This is a genomic window from Pantoea sp. EA-12, from assembly GCF_030053355.1.
In the GTDB taxonomy this organism is placed as follows: Bacteria; Pseudomonadota; Gammaproteobacteria; order Enterobacterales; family Enterobacteriaceae; genus Pantoea; species Pantoea vagans_C.
The window spans coordinates 59602-80068 of record NZ_JASGBY010000004.1; the positions used below are offsets into that span (position 1 = coordinate 59602).

A 20467-nucleotide genomic window follows, 5' to 3' on the forward strand; every position below is an offset into this window, starting at 1 on the left:
GATGACCATCCATGGTCGGCCGCGAACTGCCCCACGCCTCCCCGCGTGGGGCTCCAGACGGCGTTATAGTCAGTCGCTAACTAACAAGCATTTATCTGTACCTGGTTGTCACCAATTCTTCCCTAACGCAATATCCCCGCCTGCTGGACTCAAATGGTTATTGTCGTAATAGAGTGGCAATCCACCACTGGTAATCATGCATCCTTGTTCATTACACAGATTCTCGCGCAGAGACAGCACGCGTACGCCTTGTTGCTTGTACGCCTGTAGCAGTTTCTCTACCGCTTCTTCCGGGAACTGGAACAGCCTGGTGCGCTCGCTTAACAGCGGTGGTGCTTCCCACTTTCCTAGCCAGGCACTTAACTCACGGCGAATCGGCATATTGCGGTTATTACTGTAGCGCAGCGGATCGACATCCACCGACGGTGCGTCCTCGATCACCGTAATCTTCTTCCCGGCCTGTCTTAACTGAGCGATCACCCGGTCCATACTGGACTGCAGCGCTTCCAGATTACTCTTCTCAGGATGGCCCGTTTCACGGAATCCCGCGCCGGGTAACAGGCTCATGCCCGAAGCCCAATAGGCGCTGATCACCACTTCATCTATCTTATCGCTCATCACCATCTTTAATACGGCCTGATTAAAGTTGATGCACTGTTGCGCATGGTCGGGCACCTGATTAACCACGCGTGTCGCCCCAATCAGGAAGGGGCAGGAGGCTTTGGTCAATTGATACAGTGGCTTATCCTGACGCAGCGCGTAACGGGACACTGAATCACGTAGGGCGGCGGCATGGCTGTCGCCAATCAGAGCAATACCCGGTCGATCGGTTTTGGGTTGGCACTCCGTCAGTCGGGATGGCAGGTTAGCGCCATAACTCAGCAGGCAGGGATTACGCTGCGCGGAGATCTTCCAGCTATCGGCATTAACCACTAACTCACTGACGCGTGATTTCATGCCGCCGGTTTGCCACAGCAGTACCATGGCGCCTGCTGCTATCACTGAAGAAGCACAGTAACCGGGGATCACCCAACGCGCAGCCGTTCGTGCCTGACGGAAGGGTTGTTCGACGAAGCGCCAGGAGAGCCAGGCAATGCCGAGCGCCAGAGTGCTGATCAGCAGGCCTTGCCAAACGGTCAATGGATTGTCACTACAAATACGGGCAAGACTGAGCAGCGGCCAGTGCCACAAATACCACGAGTAGGAGACTTTGCCGATGAACCGCATCAGCGGATTTTCTAACAGTAACTGATTCAGTTTACTGTGAGCTCCGATCATCAAACAGCCTGCCAGTACGGGGATGATGGCCACCCAACCAGGGAATTGATCGTCACTGTTGATCATTACGCTGGCGGCGATAATCAACAGCCAGCCGAACAGGTTGAGTAAACTGCCCGCGCGACCGGTGACAGGCTGCGGTTTCCACAACGCGAGTAACACCCCAGCGCCAAGTTCCCATGCGCGTGTAGGCAGCAGATAGAAGGCGTGTGTACTGGCAAAAGCGGTGACCCAGATGCAGGCGGCCAGAGAAACCAGACTCAACACCAGCACTACACGGCTCATGGATTGTTTGAGTCGCACCGCCAGCAGCAGAATAAACGGCAGTACGATATAGAACTGTTCCTCAATACCTAGTGACCAGGTCATTAACAGCGGATTAAGATCAGAATCCGTGCTGAAATAATCACCGCTCTTCATTAATAGCATATTGGGAACGGAGATAAACACCGCCACGCTGTATTTCGCTAGTTGGCTGAACTCAAGCGGCGATAACAACATAAACCCGAGCAACAGTAATATTGCCATCATGAAGAACAGCGCGGGGGCGATACGACGAATTCGACGCAGATAGAATTGATAAAAGGAGAAATGTCCTTCAGATATTTCCTTGCTAATAATACCGCCAATCAGAAAGCCAGAAATAACAAAAAACAGGTCTACACCAATAAAGCCACCTTTTAACGCGGTGACACCGGAATGGAATAACACAACTAAGATAATAGCAACGGCGCGCAGGCCATCGATATCCGCCCGATAGCGGTGGGAAGTCTTCGCAGTCATAGTTAAAACCCAAAAGTGAATGTTTATTTTTTATTTTTGCCTGGCACTAAAAATAAATCGGCGCATCCTGTCGCCGAAAAAAGTTACAAAGGAGAAAAAGGGGTATTACTAAGGGATGATTGACGTCGTCAGGATACGCCTTTTCTTCGCAGAAAAATCATGGCGAAAAAAAATTAGAATAATCGCAGATTTAACGGTAATTAATGATTACGAGGCTGAATCGTTATGCCGTCAGGAATGCGTCGATGTTATGCATTGAGCTTAAGTATGCTAACGCTAATCGGGGTAAGTCACCTTGCTGAGTGCCCGGCGATCAATGGCGGCACGAAATTGCTGCAAAGTAGATTGATAAGGGCAAAGCTCTCCCACCGACGTGGAGTGACAATTTCCCTGATGCCACTCTTCTCGTAATAACGGATGCGCATCATCAATCGGCGTTAACTGCCGTAAACCCTCGAGACTCTGCGCCTGAAAGTAGATGCGCAGGAAACGGGCATGGGTTTGCGTATCACGCCAGCGCTCAAACACCAGGCTGCTACCCGGTGGAATATTGCCGCGCGCGTAACCCGGCAATTGCCAGTTGAACCCTATCAGCGTGCGGACCATGGCGATATTAGTGTCATGCGCGACCAACAGCAGCCAGCGGGTATCAGGCGTGTTGCCACTGTCTTCTAAGCTGCTTAACACGGCATCCAGTAAAATGGAGCCGCGTTTCTGCGCAATGTAGGGCACGTCATTGCTCAGATCGTAATTGGCAGTCAGCAGCGGCAACAGTGCGCTGATTTGCTCGGAGGTGGTGATATTCCCCCACGCGATCTGGTTGAACGGCAGATGTTCACTCCAGCCGAGGCGCAGCGTCTCGACCATACTCGCCAGCACACTCAATCCCTGAACATAGGTACTGCCGCTTTTGGTTTGCTTTAGCTGCCATGGACGATCAAAGAAAGCGCAGTCCGAAGCGCACACCGCTTGCTTTAATAGCTGGATCGCGGGTTGTAAGCGCTGCTGCAATGCCGCCAAATCACCTGCCTGGGCGGCAACAGCGGCGTATTCTTTGGCGGGATCGAGTTGGGCAAACGAGAATGTATCACTCTGAAAAAGCGGATCGCTGCCTCCCTCAACGTAATGAACTTTGACGTGGCAATCGGCAAAGGCACCGGTGACCAGCGCATCCGCTGTTGCTCGTGTACGTTGCAACGGGCTGGCGCGAACATAAATCTGCTGGGCACTGGGACAGCCCGCGTCCAACAGGCCTGATTGACGATAATGTTCGCCTTCCCAACGTCCTTTATTGACTACTGCCGCATAACCGTGAGCGGTAAGTTCACCATCCGCAGTGTGCCACTGCGGCCAGCGGCGTTCGGTGGCGGCTTCAATCTCTTTACGGTTACCTGGCGTTGGCGGTCGTACGCCGTGACGGCTGATCTCTACCACTTTTTCCAATTGATAGCGCTCTTCTGCGTTGACCGGCAAAGCGACCCACACCAGTAACATCAGCAGGGCAGGGCGTATCAAATTCACAGTGAAGGATGATCGGATAACAGGGCTTTGAGCTGCGGATAGATCACCGCATTGGCCAGCAGCACCGGATTGCCGTTTTGCAGCCCGTGATGACTGAGATAGTCATTGGTCAGGCCGCCCGCTTCGCGCATTAAAACGATGCCCGGTAATCCATCCCAGGGGTTCATGTGCGCTTCATAATAGCCAATCAGTCGGCCCGCGGCGGCCCAGGCGCTCATCAAGGCTCCGGAACCGTTACGGATAAACATGCCGCCCTGGGAGAGTAGCCCACCAATAAAGGCGGTGAGCGGTTCAACGGGTTGGCTGTTGGAGCTGCTTAAGCCGAGAACACCTTGGTTAAGGTGCTGGGCGCTGTGCGCCTGAATACGTTTCTCATTGACCCAAGCGCCCTTGCCACGGCAGGCGTGAAAGGTTTCATGATGGTTGGGGTCGCACACCACACCAATGACTGGCTCATCTTCACACACGATGGCCAGCGACACGCACCAGTTATGAAGCCCGTTAAGGAAGCTGCTGGTGCCATCAATCGGATCGATCACCCAGATAAAGCGCGCGCCTGCGGTTTCGCCGCCGCTCTCTTCGCCGAGCACGGCATCCTCGGGAAAGCGTTCGTGGATCAGGTGTTTCACCAGTTCTTCGACGTTGCGATCGGCTTCACTGACCACATCCTGTAAATCCTTTTTATGCTCAATCACCAGTTGATGGCGCTGCTGATACCAGGATAAGGCTCGGCTGGCGGCAGTTTTAGCGACATCACAGGCGAAGTGATAACGCGCATCAAGTTCGGTTAGCGTAGCTGATGACATCTTTCCCTCTAATCATTCAGGCTGTGAATGTTGGGCACTTACGCAACAAAAAACATGGTCTGTCCGGTGCGCATCAATGCGCTCCCCGCGCAAAACAAGCAATGTCATGGTAGGGGGGCCATTAATGGCGACAGAAAAGCGCTTAAGTGACCAGCAGTTACAGAGCAGTGTGACAGACTTAACAAAAGTTAAGGAAGGTTTCATTAAGCCGCAGATGGCTGCGGCTGGCAAGGGGGGGAAATGCCGGGATTGTGAAAAAAAGGTTCAGAGTTGCTGTGCGCGGGCGGCTGCCATCAGGCGTGGGTAGAACTGGAAGAACAACGGCTCAAGTTGCGAGTAGTGATCGACGAAATCCTGATAAGAGTCGCGTAGGGCGGCCAGCCGGGGGCGGCGATGTGCCATGCCATTAAGCACGCGAGCCAGCCGCGTCGGTTCGGCGTAATGTTCGAACCAGCGCTCGCGCCACATAACCGCATTCAATTCGATGAACCCTTCCGGTGTGCCGGGGAGCTGCGGCAGGATTTCTCCCTCGGCCGCCGCCGTAAAATCAATCAGCGATTGTGTCGGGTGCAGCTTGTCCCAGTGCAGGGCGAGGAAATGATCCCAGATGACGTCGAGTGTAATGGGGGCGACGCGACGCGTTTCGGCGCGGAAAAATTGCCGCGCTTCCCGCACTTCTGGCAGATTATCGGTGAGTACATCCACGCGACGATGCATGGCAATGCCCGCCACAACGGGCTCCGGCCATTGCGATTGCACGTTGCCGCGCACGAAGTCGGCCATGAGATTGCCCAGCAGGGAGCTGTCAGCCAGCTGTGCAAGGTGGAGGTGAGCAAGAAAGTTCATGGCTCATTATATACACGTCATAATTCGAGTTACAGCGGCGTTGGCTGCTCTCGCTCACCCGAATCACTTACTTGTGTAAGCTCATCGGGCTTCCCTCGTTTGCCGCCTTGCTGTAACTCGAATTATTTTGTGTATAGGCAACAGGTCACAGGTAAATTCACAGAGATGCAGCCAGTTGTTCAGAATTTGCCGCTTTTCCGCTAAACTATGCCGCCTGTTTTTTGAGTCCTGAAAGAAGTGATGCATGCGTGTAGCCGATTTTGCTTTTGAGTTGCCGGAATCTTTGATCGCCCACTATCCGCAGGCGCAGCGAAGCGGTTGCCGCTTGCTGGCGCTGGATGGCCCGAGTGGTGCGTTAAGCCATGAAGTGTTTACCGATGTGCTGGATAAACTGAATCCGGGCGACCTGCTGGTGTTCAACAACACCCGCGTGATCCCCGCGCGTGTTTATGGCCGTAAAGCCAGCGGCGGAAAAATCGAAATGCTGGTTGAGCGCATGCTGGACGAAAAGCGGGTACTCGCGCACGTCCGTGCATCCAAAGCGCCGAAGCCCGGTGCGGAATTGCTGCTGGGTGATGACGAAAGCGTGAAAGCCACCATGGTGGCGCGTCACGATGCGCTATTTGAAATCGAATTCGCTGACGATCGCGCGGTGCTGGATATCCTGAACAGCGTCGGCCATATGCCACTGCCGCCATATATCGATCGTCCAGATGAAGAAGCAGACCGCGAACTCTATCAAACCGTCTACAGCGCGCGTCCGGGGGCCGTTGCCGCCCCGACAGCCGGTCTGCACTTTGACGAACCGCTACTGGACGCACTGCGTGCCAAAGGCATCGAAATGGCGTTTGTCACGCTGCACGTCGGTGCGGGTACCTTCCAGCCGGTGCGCGTTGAAAACATCAACGATCACATCATGCACTCTGAGTATGCAGAAGTGCCGCAGGACGTGGTGGATGCGGTGTTGGCCTGTAAAGCGCGCGGCAACAAGGTGGTCGCCGTGGGCACCACCTCTGTGCGTTCGCTGGAGAGTGCTGCCAAAGCTAGCCAGGATGCGCTGATTGCACCGTTCTTCGACGACACGCAAATATTCATCTATCCTGGCTATCACTATCAGGTGATTGACGCGCTGATCACCAACTTCCATCTGCCGGAATCCACGCTGATCATGCTGGTGTCGGCCTTTGCCGGTTACAAAAATACCATGGCGGCCTATCAGAGCGCGGTGGCAGAGCAGTATCGTTTCTTTAGCTACGGGGATGCTATGTACATCACTCGTAATCCACAGGCTCCCGACGAAATGGTTGGGGCTTAATAATCAGACTGTTTCTCTGATTATCTCATGAGGTTAATGTGAAATTTGAATTAGATACTACCGACGGGCGCGCGCGCCGTGGCCGTCTGGTTTTTGACCGTGGCGTGGTGGAAACCCCAGCGTTTATGCCAGTAGGCACCTACGGCACCGTGAAAGGTATGACACCGGAAGAAGTAAAAGACACCGGTGCACAGATCCTGCTGGGCAACACCTTCCACCTTTGGCTGCGTCCGGGTCAGGAGATCATGAAGCTGCACGGTGACCTGCACGATTTCATGAACTGGCAGGGACCGATTCTGACTGACTCCGGCGGCTTCCAGGTGTTCAGTCTCGGTGACATCCGTAAGATCACCGAAGCGGGCGTACATTTCCGTAACCCGATCAACGGCGACCCAATCTTCCTCGATCCAGAAAAATCGATGGAAATTCAGTACGATCTCGGTTCTGACGTGGTGATGATCTTCGACGAATGTACACCGTACCCGGCAGACTGGGATTACGCCAAACGTTCGATGGAGATGTCCTTGCGCTGGGCGCAACGCAGCCGTGACCGCTTTGATTCGCTGGGCAACAAAAATGCGTTGTTCGGCATCATTCAGGGCGGTGTTTACGAAGATTTACGAGATGTCTCGGTTAAAGGTCTGGTAGATATCGGCTTTGATGGGTACGCTGTGGGCGGCCTGGCGGTGGGTGAACCTAAAGAGGACATGCATCGCATCCTGGAACACGTCTGTCCGCAAATTCCGCAAGACAAACCGCGTTATTTGATGGGCGTCGGCAAACCAGAAGATCTGGTGGAAGGCGTTCGCCGCGGTATCGATATGTTTGACTGCGTCATGCCAACGCGTAACGCGCGTAATGGTCATTTGTTTGTGACCGATGGCGTGGTGAAGATCCGTAATGCCAAGTATAAAGATGACACCACGACGTTGGATGCGGAGTGTGATTGTTACACCTGTCGCAATTATAGCCGCGCCTACTTGTATCATCTTGATCGTTGTAACGAAATACTGGGCGCACGTCTGAATACGATTCACAATCTGCGCTATTACCAGCGTTTGATGGCGGGTTTACGTAAGGCCATTGAAGAGGGTAAATTAGAGCACTTTGTTAGCGAGTTCTACCAACGGACGGGCAAAGCGGTTCCACCGTTAAACGTCTGATAATTCTATCAATGAGGGAAATTTAATGAGCTTTTTCATTTCTGACGCCGTTGCCGCAGCAGGCGCTCCGTCTCAGGGAAGTCCTTATTCTCTGGTGATCATGCTGGTGGTGTTTGGTCTGATCTTCTACTTCATGATTCTGCGCCCGCAGCAGAAGCGTTCAAAAGATCACAAAAAGCTGATGGATTCCATCTCTAAAGGTGATGAAGTGTTGACCAGCGGCGGCTTAGTCGGTCGTGTGACCAAAGTTGCTGACAACGGCTATGTTTCTATCGCCCTGAACGACACCACTGAAGTAGTTGTTAAACGTGATTTCGTGGCCGCCGTTCTGCCGAAAGGTACTATGAAGGCGCTGTAATTTTTTCTTCCCGAAGGGAACTGCCGTGTTAAACCGTTATCCTTTGTGGAAGTACATCATGCTGGTCGTCGTGATTCTCGTCGGCCTGCTCTATGCGCTTCCTAACCTTTATGGTGAGGATCCGGCCGTTCAGATCACTGGTGCGCGCGGTGGCGCCGCCAGTGAAAAAACGTTGGATCAGATCCAGAACGTCTTGAAACAAGACAATATTCAGAGCAAATCCCTCGCGCTGGAAAATGGTGCCATTCTGGCCCGTTTTGACAATCAGGACGTGCAACTGCGCGCGCGCGATGCTCTGACTGCATCGTTGGGCGATGACTACGTTGTTGCTCTGAACCTTGCGCCGGCCACGCCGCGCTGGTTGACGATGCTGGCCGCACAGCCGATGAAACTCGGTCTTGATTTGCGTGGCGGCGTACACTTCCTGATGGAAGTGGATATGGATACCGCTCTGGGCAAACTGCAAGAGCAGAATGCCGATGGCCTGCGCAGTGACCTGCGCGACAAAAGCATCCCGTATACCAACGTCAACAAAATCGCTAACTACGGTGTAGAAGTGCGTTTCCGCGACGGTGCAAGCCGTGATGCGGCTATCAGCTATCTGTCACCGCGCCATCGCGATCTGGTGATCTCCAGCGTCGGCAGCGATACGCTGCGTGCGGTGATGACCGATGCGCGTCTCAGCGAAGCACGTGAGTATGCGGTTCAGCAGAACATCAACATCCTGCGTAACCGTGTTAACCAGCTGGGCGTTGCCGAGCCGTTGGTGCAGCGTCAGGGTTCTGACCGCATCGTGGTTGAGCTGCCGGGTATTCAGGACACCGCGCGCGCCAAAGAGATTCTGGGCGCGACCGCAACACTGGAATTCCGTCTGGTAAATACCTCCGTTGATCCAACTGCGGCGGCCAGTGGCCGTGTGCCGGGTGATTCGGAAGTGAAAGAGACGCGTGAAGGCCAGCCAGTTGTGCTGTACAAGCGTGTGATTCTGACCGGTGACCATATTACCGACTCAACTTCCAGCATGGATGAGTACAACCAGCCGCAGGTGAACATTTCTCTGGATGGCGCGGGCGGTAACATCATGTCTAACTTCACCAAGGACAACATCGGTAAACCGATGGCGACCCTGTTTGTGGAGTACAAGGACAGCGGTAAGAAAGATGCGAATGGTCGTGCGATTCTGGTGAAACAGGAACAAGTGATCAACGTGGCGAACATTCAGTCTCGCCTCGGCAACAGCTTCCGTATCACTGGTATCAACAACCCGAACGAAGCACGTCAGCTGTCGCTGCTGCTGCGTGCCGGTGCATTGATTGCGCCTATTCAGATCGTGGAAGAGCGTACCATTGGTCCAACCATGGGTCAGCAGAACATCACGCAGGGTCTCGAAGCCTGCTTGTGGGGTCTGATCGCCTCCATCATCTTTATGGTGGTGTTCTATAAGAAGTTTGGCCTGATTGCTACCAGCGCACTGCTGTGCAACCTGGTGCTGATTGTCGGCATTATGTCACTGCTGCCGGGGGCGACGCTCACCATGCCGGGTATTGCCGGTATCGTGCTGACGCTGGCGGTTGCGGTCGATGCCAACGTGTTGATTAACGAACGTATTAAAGAAGAACTGCGTAACGGACGCTCGGTACAGCAGGCGATTCATGAGGGCTATAAAGGCGCCTTCTCCAGTATCGTCGACGCCAACGTCACCACGCTGATCAAAGTGATCATTCTTTATGCGGTCGGTACCGGTTCAATTAAAGGCTTTGCGATCACCACCGCTATCGGTATCGCGACCTCTATGTTTACCGCTATCGTCGGCACCCGTGCCATCGTTAACCTGGTGTACGGCGGCAAACGCATCAACAAGCTGTCTATCTGAGGAGTGCGTTGTGGCACAGGACTATAGTATTGAACAGCTAAACCACGGGCGTAAGGTCGTTGACTTTATGCGCTGGGATACGCTGGCCTTCATCATCTCCGGTCTGCTGATTGTGGCGTCTATCGCCATGATCGGTGTGCGAGGCTTCAACTGGGGCCTTGATTTTACCGGTGGTACGGTGATTGAAATTAACCTGGAAAAACCGGCCGATCTGGACGCACTGCGTGAAGGATTGGTGAAAGCGGGCTTCCAGGAGCCGCTGGTGCAGAACTTCGGCAGCAGCCGTGACGTGATGGTGCGTATGCCGCCAGCCACTGGCGCGGCAGGTCAGGAACTCGGTGCCAAAGTCGTGGCGTCGATTAACCAGACGACGCAGCAAAACGCCACTGTGAAGCGCATCGAGTTCGTGGGCCCAAGTGTGGGTAGCGATTTGGCGCAGGCCGGTGCGATGGCGCTGCTGTCTGCATTGATTGCGATTCTGATCTACATCGGCTTCCGCTTTGAGTGGCGTCTGGCGTTGGGCACCGTGCTGGCACTGGCGCACGACGTGATCATCACCTGCGGCATTTTGTCGCTGGCACATATCGAGATCGATCTGACGATTGTTGCGTCGTTGATGTCTGTCATCGGCTACTCACTTAACGATAAGATCGTGGTGTCTGACCGTATTCGTGAGAACTTCCGCAAGATCCGCCGCGGTTCTTCTTACGATATCACCAACGTGTCGCTGACCCAGACGTTGAGCCGTACTTTGATCACCTCGTTGACCACACTGGCAATGATTCTGATCCTGTTCATCTTTGGTGGTGCGCTGCTGAAAGGCTTCTCACTCACCATGCTGATCGGTGTCACTATCGGTACCGTTTCATCTATCTATGTTTCTTCAGCGTTAGCGCTGAAACTGGGTATGAAACGTGAACATATGTTGGTGCAGAAAGTTGAGAAAGAGGGCGCAGATCAGCCTTCGATCTTGCCGTAATGCGATGAGTGACATGAAAACGGGCTGCCAGGTGCAGCCCGTTTTTTTATGCCTGATGATCAGGGCGTTTTTTTGACTTCAGCGACACCTTGCACATCATGGACGCGCACGTAGCCCAGTTGATCGGGCGTGAGCCCACTCAAACGCAATGGCACGGTGACTGAACTGCGTGGCATCAGGCTGGCTTCTACCTGAATGGTCTGGCTCAGGCTCTCCGCATTCAGCGGTTTGCCACTGGCCGGGTCTAATTCACCCCACACCACGGTGGCACTCAGGGCGGGAACTGGCTGATCATCGGTAGACCGAATGTTCAGACTGGCACGACTGCCGCTCACTTCGCCTTCCACACGTGACAGTGACAAACGCAATTTACCCACTTGAGTTTGCAGCTCCACCGGCGTATTAGCCTGCGGTAGCAGCCACGCCCCCTGGGTTGACTGACCATTGAGCTGCCCCTGGATTTCCAGCGCGGTCGCCTGATTGGTGAGCTTGCGCATCTGCTGATTAAGCTGGCTCACTTCCTGATGTAACTCTTTGACCTGCGGTGAAGTCGGCGTTGAACTACAACCACTGAGTACCAGCAGCGAAAGCGCTGCAGGTGCCCAAAACGTCCTGATCGTCATGCAATGTCCTTGTGTTAATTGGGAATGCGTAATACCTGTCCGGGGTAGATCTTATCAGGATGCGTCAGCATTGGCTTGTTTGCTTCAAAAATCTTGTTGTATTCATTGGCATTCCCGTAAACCTGTTTGGAAATCGCGCTCAGGGTATCGCCTTTTTTCACCGTGTAGAATTGCGCTTCTGGTGCCGAATCCGACACCGTAACCTTGTCATCGACTTTGGTAATCCCGGCCACGTTACCGGCTGCCACCAGTATTTTCTCTTTCAGCTCCTGGGAGATGCCATCGCCGCTGACTGTAACGGTATCGCCTTGCACATCGACTTTCACTTTGTCACTGTCAGGCAAACCCAGTTGCTTAATGTGATCCTGTAATTTCTTGCTGGGATCGTCAGCGCCGGTTACCGCATCCCATAACTTTTCCCCTGCTTCTTTAACGAAATTGAACAGACCCATATAACCTCCTGCAATTGTGCCGGATTGGCTCTTTAAGCGTAGTGGCTTTTGCGGAGGAGTTGGTCTGGGCTGTTATGTCTGTGAGCAGGGTGGTGATTCAGCCTGGTGTATTTAGTTGCTATCGAGATCGCGCTACACTGTGTGGCCTATTTATCTCGCGACAGGAAACGTCATGCATTGCCCCTTCTGCTCCGCTGTGGACACCAAAGTCATTGATTCGCGTCTGGTCAGTGAAGGTTCTTCGGTGCGCCGTCGCCGCCAGTGTCTGGTGTGCCATGAGCGTTTTACCACCTTTGAAGTGGCGGAGTTGGTGATGCCGCGGGTGGTGAAAAGCAACGATGTGCGTGAACCCTTTAACGAAGATAAGCTCGCCAGCGGCATGATGAAGGCGCTGGAAAAACGCCCGGTCAGCGCGGATGCGGTGGATAACGCCGTTAACCACATCAAAACCCAACTGCGCGCCACCGGTGAGCGCGAAATTCCCAGCAAGCTGGTGGGGAACCTGGTGATGGAAGAGCTGAAGAAGCTCGACAAGGTGGCTTACATCCGCTTTGCTTCGGTTTATCGCAGTTTCGAAGATATCCGTGATTTTGGCGAAGAGATCGCCCGCTTACAGGACTAAGCCATGACTGACGAACGCTACATGGCGCGTGCGCTGGAACTGGCGCGACGCGGACGTTTCACCACTACCCCCAATCCTAACGTCGGCTGCGTCATCGTGCGCGACGGAGAAGTGGTTGGCGAAGGCTGGCATCAGCGTGCCGGTGAACCTCATGCCGAAGTGCACGCGTTGCGTATGGCAGGTGAAAAGGCTCGGGGTGCCACGGCGTATGTCACGCTGGAACCCTGTAGCCACCATGGGCGCACGCCGCCGTGCTGTGATGCGTTAATCGCTGCAGGCGTCAGCCGCTTGGTGGCCGCGATGCAGGATCCTAACCCGCAAGTGGCGGGGCGCGGATTGTATCGTCTGCAACAGGCGGGCATCGAGGTCAGTCACGGTCTAATGATGAGCGAAGCGGAAGCATTGAATCGCGGTTTTCTGAAACGTATGCGCACTGGCTTCCCGTGGATCCAACTCAAACTCGGCGCATCCCTTGATGGGCGCACAGCAATGGCCAGTGGCGAAAGCCAGTGGATCACCTCTGCGGCTGCAAGGCGCGATGTGCAACATTTACGTGCCCAGAGTTCGGCTATTCTTACCACCAGTGCCACGGTGTTAGCGGATAATCCCTCGCTGACGGTGCGCTGGAATGAACTGAACGAGAGCACGCGCCAGCAGCTTGATGAAGCGTCGCTGCGCCAGCCGGTGCGTGTGGTGATTGATAGCCAACAACGCGTTACGCCCCAGCACCGGCTCATCGCACAATCCGGTGAAACCTGGCTGATGCGCAGTGAAATCGATCAGCAAAGTTGGCCGGAGAGCGTCAGCCAGATTGCGGTGCCGTTGCGCGGTGAACAGCTGGACTTGGTGGCGATGATGATGCTGCTCGGTCAGCGTCAGATCAACTCTGTCTGGGTGGAAGCGGGCGCGCAACTGGCCGGTGCACTTTTACAGGTGGGTTTGGTGGATGAGCTGATCGTCTACATGGCACCGAAGCTATTGGGCAATGCGGCACGCGGTCTGTGTGAACTGCCCGGACTTGAACAACTGGTCGATGCGCCAGTCATGAAATTCAGTGATGTGCGCAAGGTCGGAGAGGACCTGCGACTGACCCTGACGCCCGCTTAAGCATTGACTGAAAAGCCTGAGCGCGTTGCCGAAGAGTATGATAGAATCCGCCCCCTTCTGCGGGGCCACAAATCAAACACCCAAAGGATATGTATGAAAGTTATCGAAGCTCCTGTTGCCACGCCTGATGCTAACATTGCCATCGTTATTGCGCGTTTTAACAACTTCATTAATGACAGCCTGCTGGATGGCGCCGTTGATGCGCTGAAGCGTATCGGCCAGGTTAAAGCAGAAAACATCACTGTGGTTTGGGTTCCTGGTGCATACGAACTGCCACTGGCAGCGCGCGCACTGGCGAAAGCCGGCAAGCACGACGCAATCGTGGCGCTGGGAACCGTGATCCGTGGCGGCACCGCCCACTTCGAATATGTGGCAGGTGAAGCCAGCTCGGGCATTGCGAATGTGGCAATGACCAGCGATATTCCGGTGACTTTCGGCGTGTTAACCACCGAAAACATCGAGCAGGCGATTGAACGCGCCGGCACCAAAGCGGGTAACAAAGGCGCCGAAGCGGCCCTGACCGCACTCGAAATGATTAACGTATTGAAAGCCATCAAAGCCTGATTTTTGTAAGGGGAATTTTGTGAAACCTGCTGCTCGTCGTCGCGCCCGTGAGTGCGCTGTCCAGGCGCTTTACTCCTGGCAGCTGTCGAACAACGACATTGCCGATGTGGAATACCAGTTTCTGGCGGAACAAGACGTCAAAGACGTCGATATTAGCTATTTCCGCGAATTGCTGGCCGGTGTGGCGACTAACAGCGCGTACCTGGACGGTCTGATGAAACCCTACCTGTCACGCCAGCTGGAAGAGCTGGGCCAGGTAGAAAAAGCTATTCTGCGTATTTCGCTGTATGAGCTGAGTAAACGTTCGGATGTGCCTTATAAAGTGGCCATCAACGAAGGTATCGAACTGGCCAAAGTGTTTGGCGCTGAAGACAGCCACAAATTTGTCAACGGCGTGCTGGATAAAGCAGCCCCACAAATTCGACCTAACAAAAAATAATGCTTAAGGCCGGTTCTCCGGCCTTTTTTCATTGAGACCTGACTTATGTCCTGTGGTGAATTCGAACTGATCGCACGTTATTTTAACCGCGTCACCAGCTCCCGCCGCGATGTGGAGAAAGGGATTGGTGACGACTGTGCGTTACTCAACGTGCCCGAAAAACAGACGCTGGCCATTAGCACCGATACGCTGGTGGCGGGTGTTCACTTCTTACGCGATATCCATCCGTCCGATCTCGGTTATAAAGCGCTGGCGGTCAATCTCAGCGATCTCGCCGCGATGGGGGCGGATCCAGCCTGGCTGACGCTGGCCATCACGCTGCCCGAGATCAATGAGCCTTGGCTGGCGGCCTTCAGTGACAGCCTGTTTGAGCTGCTGGATTACTACGATATGCAGCTGATCGGCGGCGATACCACGCGCGGGCCGCTGAGTTTAACGCTGGGTATTCACGGCCTGGTGCCGGTGGGGCGCGCGCTGAAACGATCGGGCGCGAAACCGGGTGACTGGATTTTTGTCACCGGTACGCTGGGTGACAGCGCAGCGGGCTTATCGCTGTTGCAGCACCATCATCGCCTGAATGATCCGGCGGTGCATGAAGTGTTGATTAAGCGCCATCTGCGCCCGATGCCACGGGTGTTACAGGGCCAGGCGCTGCGAGGCCTGGCAACCTCGGCGATTGATATCTCCGACGGCCTGATTTCCGATCTCGGCCATATTCTGACCGCCAGTCGAGTCGGTGCACGCCTCAACCTGGAAGCGTTGCCGCTCTCTGCTGCTTTACGTGACCACTTTGACGCGGAACAGGTACTGACCTGGGCATTAAGCGGCGGTGAAGATTATGAGCTGTGCTTTACCGTGCCGGAAGTCAATCGCGGGGCGCTGGATGTGGCGCTGGGGCATCTTGGCGTGCCTTACACCTGTATTGGACAGATAGCACCGGAAGCTGAAGGTTTGACGCTGCTGGAAAACGGCAAGCCGCGCAGCTTTAATCACAAGGGATTTGATCACTTTGACTCGAAGTAAAGATGTGGCCAAAAGTCGCCTGCGGCTGAGTAATCCGTGGCATTTGCTGGCAACCGGTTTTGGCAGCGGCTTCAGTCCGATTATGCCGGGAACCGCGGGTTCGATTGCCGCGATTCCTTTCTGGTGGCTGATGACGTTTCTGCCACTGCAGATCTATTCGCTGGTGGTGCTGATCGGGATTAGCGTCGGGGTCTATCTTTGCCACCGCACGGCAAAAGATATGGGCGTGCACGACCACGGCAGCATCGTCTGGGACGAATTCATCGGTATGTGGATCACGCTGATGGCGATTCCTGCGATGAGCTGGCAGTGGGTGTTAGCCGGTTTTGTTATTTTCCGTATTTTTGATATGTGGAAACCCTGGCCGATCCGCTGGTTCGATCAGAATGTGCACGGCGGCATGGGCATTATGGTCGACGATATTATCGCCGGGGTGATTTCGGCGGTGATTTTATATGGATTGGGGCTGGTGCTTTAGGTCTCCAGGTGCGCATAAAGGCGCACCCTACGCCGAAGGGGCGCCATGAATGGCGACCTGGTTTTAATTCTTACTCAAATCCCACCACCGGATGCGGTTGATATACCGTTTCCAGCTCAGCGATATCCGTTGAACTCAGCTCAACATCCACGGCTTTCACTAACTCCGCAAACTGCTGCTCACGCGATGCACCAATAATCGGCGCGGTCACCACCGGTTTGTGCAGCAGCCATGCCAGCGCCACCTGCGCGCGCGTCACACCTTTATCCGCTGCGATGGTGGCAAGACGCTCGGCAATCGCCGCATCATTCTCCTCGGTGCCGGTGTAGAGCTTCTCCATCACGTTATCCGACACCGATCGCGCCGTGGTTTCACCCCAGGGGCGAGTCAGCTTGCCGCGCGCTAATGGGCTCCACGGCAGCACCGCAATGCCTTCACGCTCGCACAGCGGGTGCATTTCGTTTTCCTCCTCACGCTGAATCAAATTGTATTGATCCTGCATGCTGACAAAGCGCGCCCAGCCGTGCTGTTTCTGCAGGTCCAGCGCCTGGGCAAACTGCGCAGCATGCATCGACGATGCCCCGATGTAGCGAGCTTTACCGGCTTTCACCACCTCATTCAGGGCTTCCAGCGTCTCTTCAATCGGCGTGTGGTAATCCCAGCGGTGGATCTGCAACAGGTCAACGTACTCCATGCCGAGACGGGTCAGGCTGTCATCAATCGATTGCAGAATATTCTGGCGCGACAGGCCCTGAGAGAGGTTGCTGAGTGGGAAATAGACTTTGGTGGCCACCACCACCCGATCGCGTTGGGCAAAATCTTTCAGCGCACGTCCGACAATCTCTTCACTGCTGCCATCGGAATAACTGTTGGCGGTGTCGAAAAAGTTAATCCCCGCGTCTAACGCCTGCTTAATCAGGGGACGGCTGCTCTCTTCTGGCAAGGTCCAGGCGTGGTTGCCGCGCATCGGATCGCCGTAGGTCATGCAGCCTAAACACAGACGCGAAACCTGTAAGTCGGTTTGGCCTAAACGAATGGTTTTCATTGGAGCTCCTGCTCTTATGCGTTAGGGATCCCCTAAGCATAGCAGCAGGAGCGAGGAGGTGATTACTGTGCCAGCCAGGCGGTGATTTGCTGCTGAATACCGGCGGCATCCAACTGATAATCCTGGCGGACTTCTTCCTGAGTGCCCTGCGGGATAAATTCGTCCGGCAGACCGAGGTTCAGCACGTGAACAGGCAGGCGCTTCGCCATAACGTATTCATTCACGCCGCTACCGGCACCGCCTTTGATTGCCCCTTCTTCCAGCGTCACCAGCGATTCATGGCTGGCCGCCAGTTCTGCAATCAGCGCTTCATCCAGTGGCTTCACAAAACGCATATCCACCAAGGTGGCGTTCAGCGCTTCCGCCGCCGCCTGCGCTTCTGGCAACAGGGTGCCGAAGTTCAGAATCGCCAGTTTTTCGCCACGGCGTTTCACAATCCCTTTACCGAGCGGCAGTGCAGCCAATGGCTCCAGGGTGGCGCCGGTGCCAGTGCCACGCGGGTAGCGCACGGCGCTTGGACCCTCCTGATACTGATAACCGGTGTAGAGCATCTGACGGCACTCGTTTTCATCGCTTGGCGTCATGATCACCATCTCTGGCACACAGCGCAGGAAAGCGATATCAAACGCGCCCTGATGGGTCTGACCGTCAGCCCCGACAATACCGCCACGATCGATGGCAAACAGGACCGGCAGTTTCTGGATGGCGACGTCGTGAATCAGCTGATCGTAGGCACGCTGCAGGAAGGTGGAGTAAATCGCCACCACCGGTTTGTAGCCGCCAATCGCCATGCCCGCCGCGAAGGTCACTGCGTGCTGTTCGGCAATCGCCACATCGAAATATTGCTGCGGGTAGTCACGGGAGTAGCTGACCATGCCTGAGCCTTCGCGCATCGCTGGCGTCACCGCCATCAGGCGCGGATCGTCAGCGGCCATTTCGCTCAGCCAGTTGCCAAAAATTTTGGAATAGCTCGGCAATCCAGGGGCGCTTTTGGGCAGAGAACCACTGGCGGGATCGAATTTCGGTACGGCATGCCAGGCGATCGGATCTTGCTCCGCTGGCGCGTATCCTTTGCCCTTTTTGGTCATGATGTGCAGGAACTGCGGGCCTTTTAAGTCACGCATGTTCTTCAGCGTGCTGACCAGTGTCAGCACATCGTGGCCATCGACCGGGCCAATATAGTTAAAGCCCAGCTCTTCAAACAGCGTGCCCGGCACCACCATCCCTTTCAGATGCTCTTCGGTACGCTTCACCAGCTCTTTGATCGGTGGCAGACCACCTAATACGCGCTTGCCGCCTTCGCGCAGGCGTGAATAGGTTTTGCCCGAGAGGATCTGAGCCAGGCGATTGTTGAGCGCGCCGACGTTCTCAGAGATCGACATCTCGTTATCGTTGAGGATCACCAGCATATCGGGCTTGATGTCGCCCGCGTGGTTCATCGCTTCAAACGCCATGCCGGCGGTGATCGCGCCATCGCCAATAATACAGGCGGTGCGGCGGCCTTTGCCTTCACGCTCAGCGGCAACCGCCATACCCAAACCGGCGCTGATGGAGGTCGATGAGTGACCGACGCTCAATACGTCATACTCGCTCTCGCCGCGCCATGGGAAAGGATGCAGGCCATTTTTCTGACGGATGGTACCGATACGATCGCGGCGTCCGGTCAAAATTTTATGCGGGTAAGCCTGATGGCCAACGTCCCACACCAAGTGGTCAAACGGGGTGTTGTAAACATAATGCAGCGCGACGGTTAGTTCGACCACGCCCAGACCCGATGCGAAGTGGCCGGAAGATCGGCTCACGCTGTCCAGCAGATACTGACGCAGCTCGTCACACAGTACCGGAAGTTTTTCTTTCGGTAATAAACGTAATTCCTGAACCGTGCTTGCTAACGCCAGTGTCGGGTATTTTGCAATATCAAAACTCATCAGAGACTCATTATGAAAGTTATTTATCGCGTTCAATTATGAAGCTTGCCAGTGCTTGCAAGGCGATGGTGTTATAGGACTGCTCCGCCAGAATATCCAGCGCGCCAATCGCTTCCTGATAAAGATCCCAAGCCTTACTGCGAGCGTTTTCCAGCCCCATCAGCGCCGGATAGGTGCTTTTACCTAATGCCTGATCCGCACCCTGGGTTTTGCCTAGCACCGCGGTGTCGCCGACCACATCCAGAATGTCATCCTGCACCTGAAACGCCAGTCCGATGGCGTTGGCATAAATATCTAAAACTGGCAGGGCGGCACGGCCACGTTCGCCAGCAGCCAAGGCGCCAAGGCGCACTGCTGCGCGAATCAACGCGCCGGTTTTGTGACGATGAATCTGTTCAAGCTGCGCTAAGTTGACGCTTTTGCCTTCGGCCGCCAGATCCAGCGCTTGTCCGCCGCACATCCCCGCGACGCCGCTGGCCTGAGCCAGTTCAGATATCATGGCAATACGCGCTTCTGCACTGACGCCCGGCATAGGCTGATCGGCCAGAATCGAGAATGCCAGGGTTTGCAAAGCATCACCGGCGAGAATGGCCGTGTCTTCACCATATTTGATATGGCAGGTTGGCTGCCCGCGGCGTAACGCATCGTCATCCATCGCCGGCAGATCGTCATGAATCAGAGAATAGGCATGAATGCACTCCACGGCAGCAGCCGGTGCATCCAGACTGGCCGCATCGGCCTTCAGCATCTCACCCGTGGCGTACACCAAAAAGGGGCGCAAACGCTTACCGCCTAATAGTGCCCCATATTGCATGGCCTGCACCAGAGGAGAACTCTGAAAAGGAAGTGGATCTATTAAGCGCGTCAACGCCAGATTGACGCGTTCGTGATACGCGTTCAGTAATTTAGCGAAATCCATTACTCATTTTCCGGCGTGAAAGGTGCCAGCGCGGCATCTTTGTCATCACTAAGCAGGATCTGTACGCGCTGCTCAGCCTGTTGCAGGGTTTGCTGACCAGTACGAGCCAGTTGAACGCCGCGTTCGAATTCGTTTAGCGCCTCTTCAAGCGGTAATTCACCACTCTCCAGACGGCTAACAATCTGTTCCAGTTGCTGCAATGCGCTTTCAAAACTGGCTGGCGCTTCGGCTTTTTTCGGCATAATCAGTGTCGACTCACAGGTTAGGAATCATCTTGCAATCGGTCATGGTAGCCGACGAGGATTAATTAGCAAAATAATGAATGTGATGACGGTTGCTTGAAGC

General features: G+C 54.8%; 21 protein-coding genes. 11 read left to right on the plus strand and 10 right to left on the minus strand.

The window, feature by feature from the left end; all coding sequences use genetic code 11:
• Positions 1 to 108: 108 nt before the first annotated feature.
• From QMZ30_RS07440 to QMZ30_RS07455, 4 genes are all read right to left on the minus strand, one after another.
• Positions 109 to 2061 (minus strand): acyltransferase family protein, encoded by a 1953-nt coding sequence (locus QMZ30_RS07440; RefSeq protein WP_283226898.1) that lies wholly within the window; start codon positions 2059 to 2061, stop codon positions 109 to 111.
• Positions 2062 to 2337: 276 nt separating this feature from the next.
• A complete protein-coding gene (locus QMZ30_RS07445) occupies positions 2338 to 3555 on the minus strand; it encodes a histidine-type phosphatase (protein ID WP_283227101.1) in 1218 nt (405 codons plus the stop codon).
• Positions 3556 to 3578: 23 nt separating this feature from the next.
• Positions 3579 to 4388 carry an inositol monophosphatase family protein gene (locus tag QMZ30_RS07450; RefSeq protein WP_283226899.1) on the minus strand — a complete coding sequence of 270 codons (810 nt, stop codon included), beginning with the start codon at positions 4386 to 4388 and terminating at the stop codon, positions 3579 to 3581.
• A 264-nt stretch (positions 4389 to 4652) separates the two neighbouring features.
• Complete coding sequence (locus tag QMZ30_RS07455; RefSeq protein WP_039330000.1) at positions 4653 to 5234, minus strand: ACP phosphodiesterase; 582 nt, start codon at positions 5232 to 5234, stop codon at positions 4653 to 4655.
• A gap of 244 nt (positions 5235 to 5478) precedes the next feature.
• Here QMZ30_RS07455 and queA point away from each other — a divergent pair, with 244 nt between their 5' ends.
• From queA to secF, 5 genes are read left to right on the plus strand one after another with little or no spacing between them, the layout of a single operon-like run.
• Entirely contained in the window at positions 5479 to 6549 is a 1071-nt protein-coding gene (gene queA / locus QMZ30_RS07460) for a tRNA preQ1(34) S-adenosylmethionine ribosyltransferase-isomerase QueA (protein WP_283226900.1), read from the plus strand.
• A gap of 38 nt (positions 6550 to 6587) precedes the next feature.
• Positions 6588 to 7712: a tRNA guanosine(34) transglycosylase Tgt gene (gene tgt / locus QMZ30_RS07465; RefSeq protein WP_039330004.1), complete on the plus strand. Its 1125-nt coding sequence runs from the start codon at positions 6588 to 6590 to the stop codon at positions 7710 to 7712.
• A 25-nt stretch (positions 7713 to 7737) separates the two neighbouring features.
• Positions 7738 to 8070, plus strand: coding sequence for a preprotein translocase subunit YajC (gene yajC, locus QMZ30_RS07470; protein ID WP_034831018.1), 333 nt, complete (start codon positions 7738 to 7740; stop codon positions 8068 to 8070).
• Positions 8071 to 8095: 25 nt separating this feature from the next.
• Positions 8096 to 9943, plus strand: a complete 1848-nt coding sequence (secD, locus tag QMZ30_RS07475) for a protein translocase subunit SecD (protein WP_071885749.1) — start codon at positions 8096 to 8098, stop codon at positions 9941 to 9943.
• 10 nt (positions 9944 to 9953) lie between these two features.
• Positions 9954 to 10922, plus strand: coding sequence for a protein translocase subunit SecF (secF, locus tag QMZ30_RS07480; protein ID WP_283226901.1), 969 nt, complete (start codon positions 9954 to 9956; stop codon positions 10920 to 10922).
• A gap of 59 nt (positions 10923 to 10981) precedes the next feature.
• On the opposite strand, the gene QMZ30_RS07485 is transcribed toward secF, so the two are convergent.
• Complete coding sequence (locus QMZ30_RS07485; protein ID WP_283226902.1) at positions 10982 to 11545, minus strand: SadB/YajI family lipoprotein; 564 nt, start codon at positions 11543 to 11545, stop codon at positions 10982 to 10984.
• A 14-nt stretch (positions 11546 to 11559) separates the two neighbouring features.
• Positions 11560 to 11997, minus strand: coding sequence for a peptidoglycan-binding protein LysM (lysM, locus tag QMZ30_RS07490; protein WP_039330013.1), 438 nt, complete (start codon positions 11995 to 11997; stop codon positions 11560 to 11562).
• Between the two features lie 172 nt (positions 11998 to 12169).
• Between lysM and nrdR the strand changes: the two genes are divergently transcribed.
• From nrdR to pgpA, 6 genes are all read left to right on the plus strand, one after another.
• Positions 12170 to 12619 carry a transcriptional regulator NrdR gene (nrdR, locus tag QMZ30_RS07495; protein WP_034831027.1) on the plus strand — a complete coding sequence of 150 codons (450 nt, stop codon included), beginning with the start codon at positions 12170 to 12172 and terminating at the stop codon, positions 12617 to 12619.
• Positions 12620 to 12622: 3 nt separating this feature from the next.
• Positions 12623 to 13726, plus strand: coding sequence for a bifunctional diaminohydroxyphosphoribosylaminopyrimidine deaminase/5-amino-6-(5-phosphoribosylamino)uracil reductase RibD (gene ribD, locus QMZ30_RS07500; RefSeq protein WP_283226903.1), 1104 nt, complete (start codon positions 12623 to 12625; stop codon positions 13724 to 13726).
• 93 nt (positions 13727 to 13819) lie between these two features.
• Positions 13820 to 14290 (plus strand): 6,7-dimethyl-8-ribityllumazine synthase, encoded by a 471-nt coding sequence (gene ribH, locus QMZ30_RS07505; RefSeq protein ID WP_039330017.1) that lies wholly within the window; start codon positions 13820 to 13822, stop codon positions 14288 to 14290.
• A gap of 19 nt (positions 14291 to 14309) precedes the next feature.
• A complete protein-coding gene (nusB, locus tag QMZ30_RS07510; RefSeq protein ID WP_039330019.1) occupies positions 14310 to 14729 on the plus strand; it encodes a transcription antitermination factor NusB in 420 nt (139 codons plus the stop codon).
• 45 nt (positions 14730 to 14774) lie between these two features.
• Positions 14775 to 15752, plus strand: a complete 978-nt coding sequence (gene thiL / locus QMZ30_RS07515; protein ID WP_283226904.1) for a thiamine-phosphate kinase — start codon at positions 14775 to 14777, stop codon at positions 15750 to 15752.
• Positions 15730 to 16230 (plus strand): phosphatidylglycerophosphatase A, encoded by a 501-nt coding sequence (gene pgpA / locus QMZ30_RS07520; RefSeq protein WP_502921467.1) that lies wholly within the window; start codon positions 15730 to 15732, stop codon positions 16228 to 16230. Before thiL ends, pgpA begins: the two co-directional genes overlap by 23 nt.
• A gap of 70 nt (positions 16231 to 16300) precedes the next feature.
• Here the strand turns inward: pgpA and QMZ30_RS07525 are convergent, their stop codons facing one another.
• The 4 genes from QMZ30_RS07525 to xseB all read right to left on the minus strand — a co-directional run bounded on the left by QMZ30_RS07525 (position 16301) and on the right by xseB (position 20364).
• Entirely contained in the window at positions 16301 to 17275 is a 975-nt protein-coding gene (locus QMZ30_RS07525) for an aldo/keto reductase (RefSeq protein ID WP_039330025.1), read from the minus strand.
• A gap of 62 nt (positions 17276 to 17337) precedes the next feature.
• Positions 17338 to 19203: a 1-deoxy-D-xylulose-5-phosphate synthase gene (gene dxs, locus QMZ30_RS07530; RefSeq protein ID WP_283226905.1), complete on the minus strand. Its 1866-nt coding sequence runs from the start codon at positions 19201 to 19203 to the stop codon at positions 17338 to 17340.
• Between the two features lie 19 nt (positions 19204 to 19222).
• Positions 19223 to 20122 (minus strand): (2E,6E)-farnesyl diphosphate synthase, encoded by a 900-nt coding sequence (gene ispA / locus QMZ30_RS07535; protein WP_283226906.1) that lies wholly within the window; start codon positions 20120 to 20122, stop codon positions 19223 to 19225.
• Positions 20122 to 20364 (minus strand): exodeoxyribonuclease VII small subunit, encoded by a 243-nt coding sequence (gene xseB, locus QMZ30_RS07540; protein ID WP_039330029.1) that lies wholly within the window; start codon positions 20362 to 20364, stop codon positions 20122 to 20124. The genes ispA and xseB overlap by 1 nt, the downstream gene beginning before the upstream one ends.
• Positions 20365 to 20467: the final 103 nt, after the last annotated feature.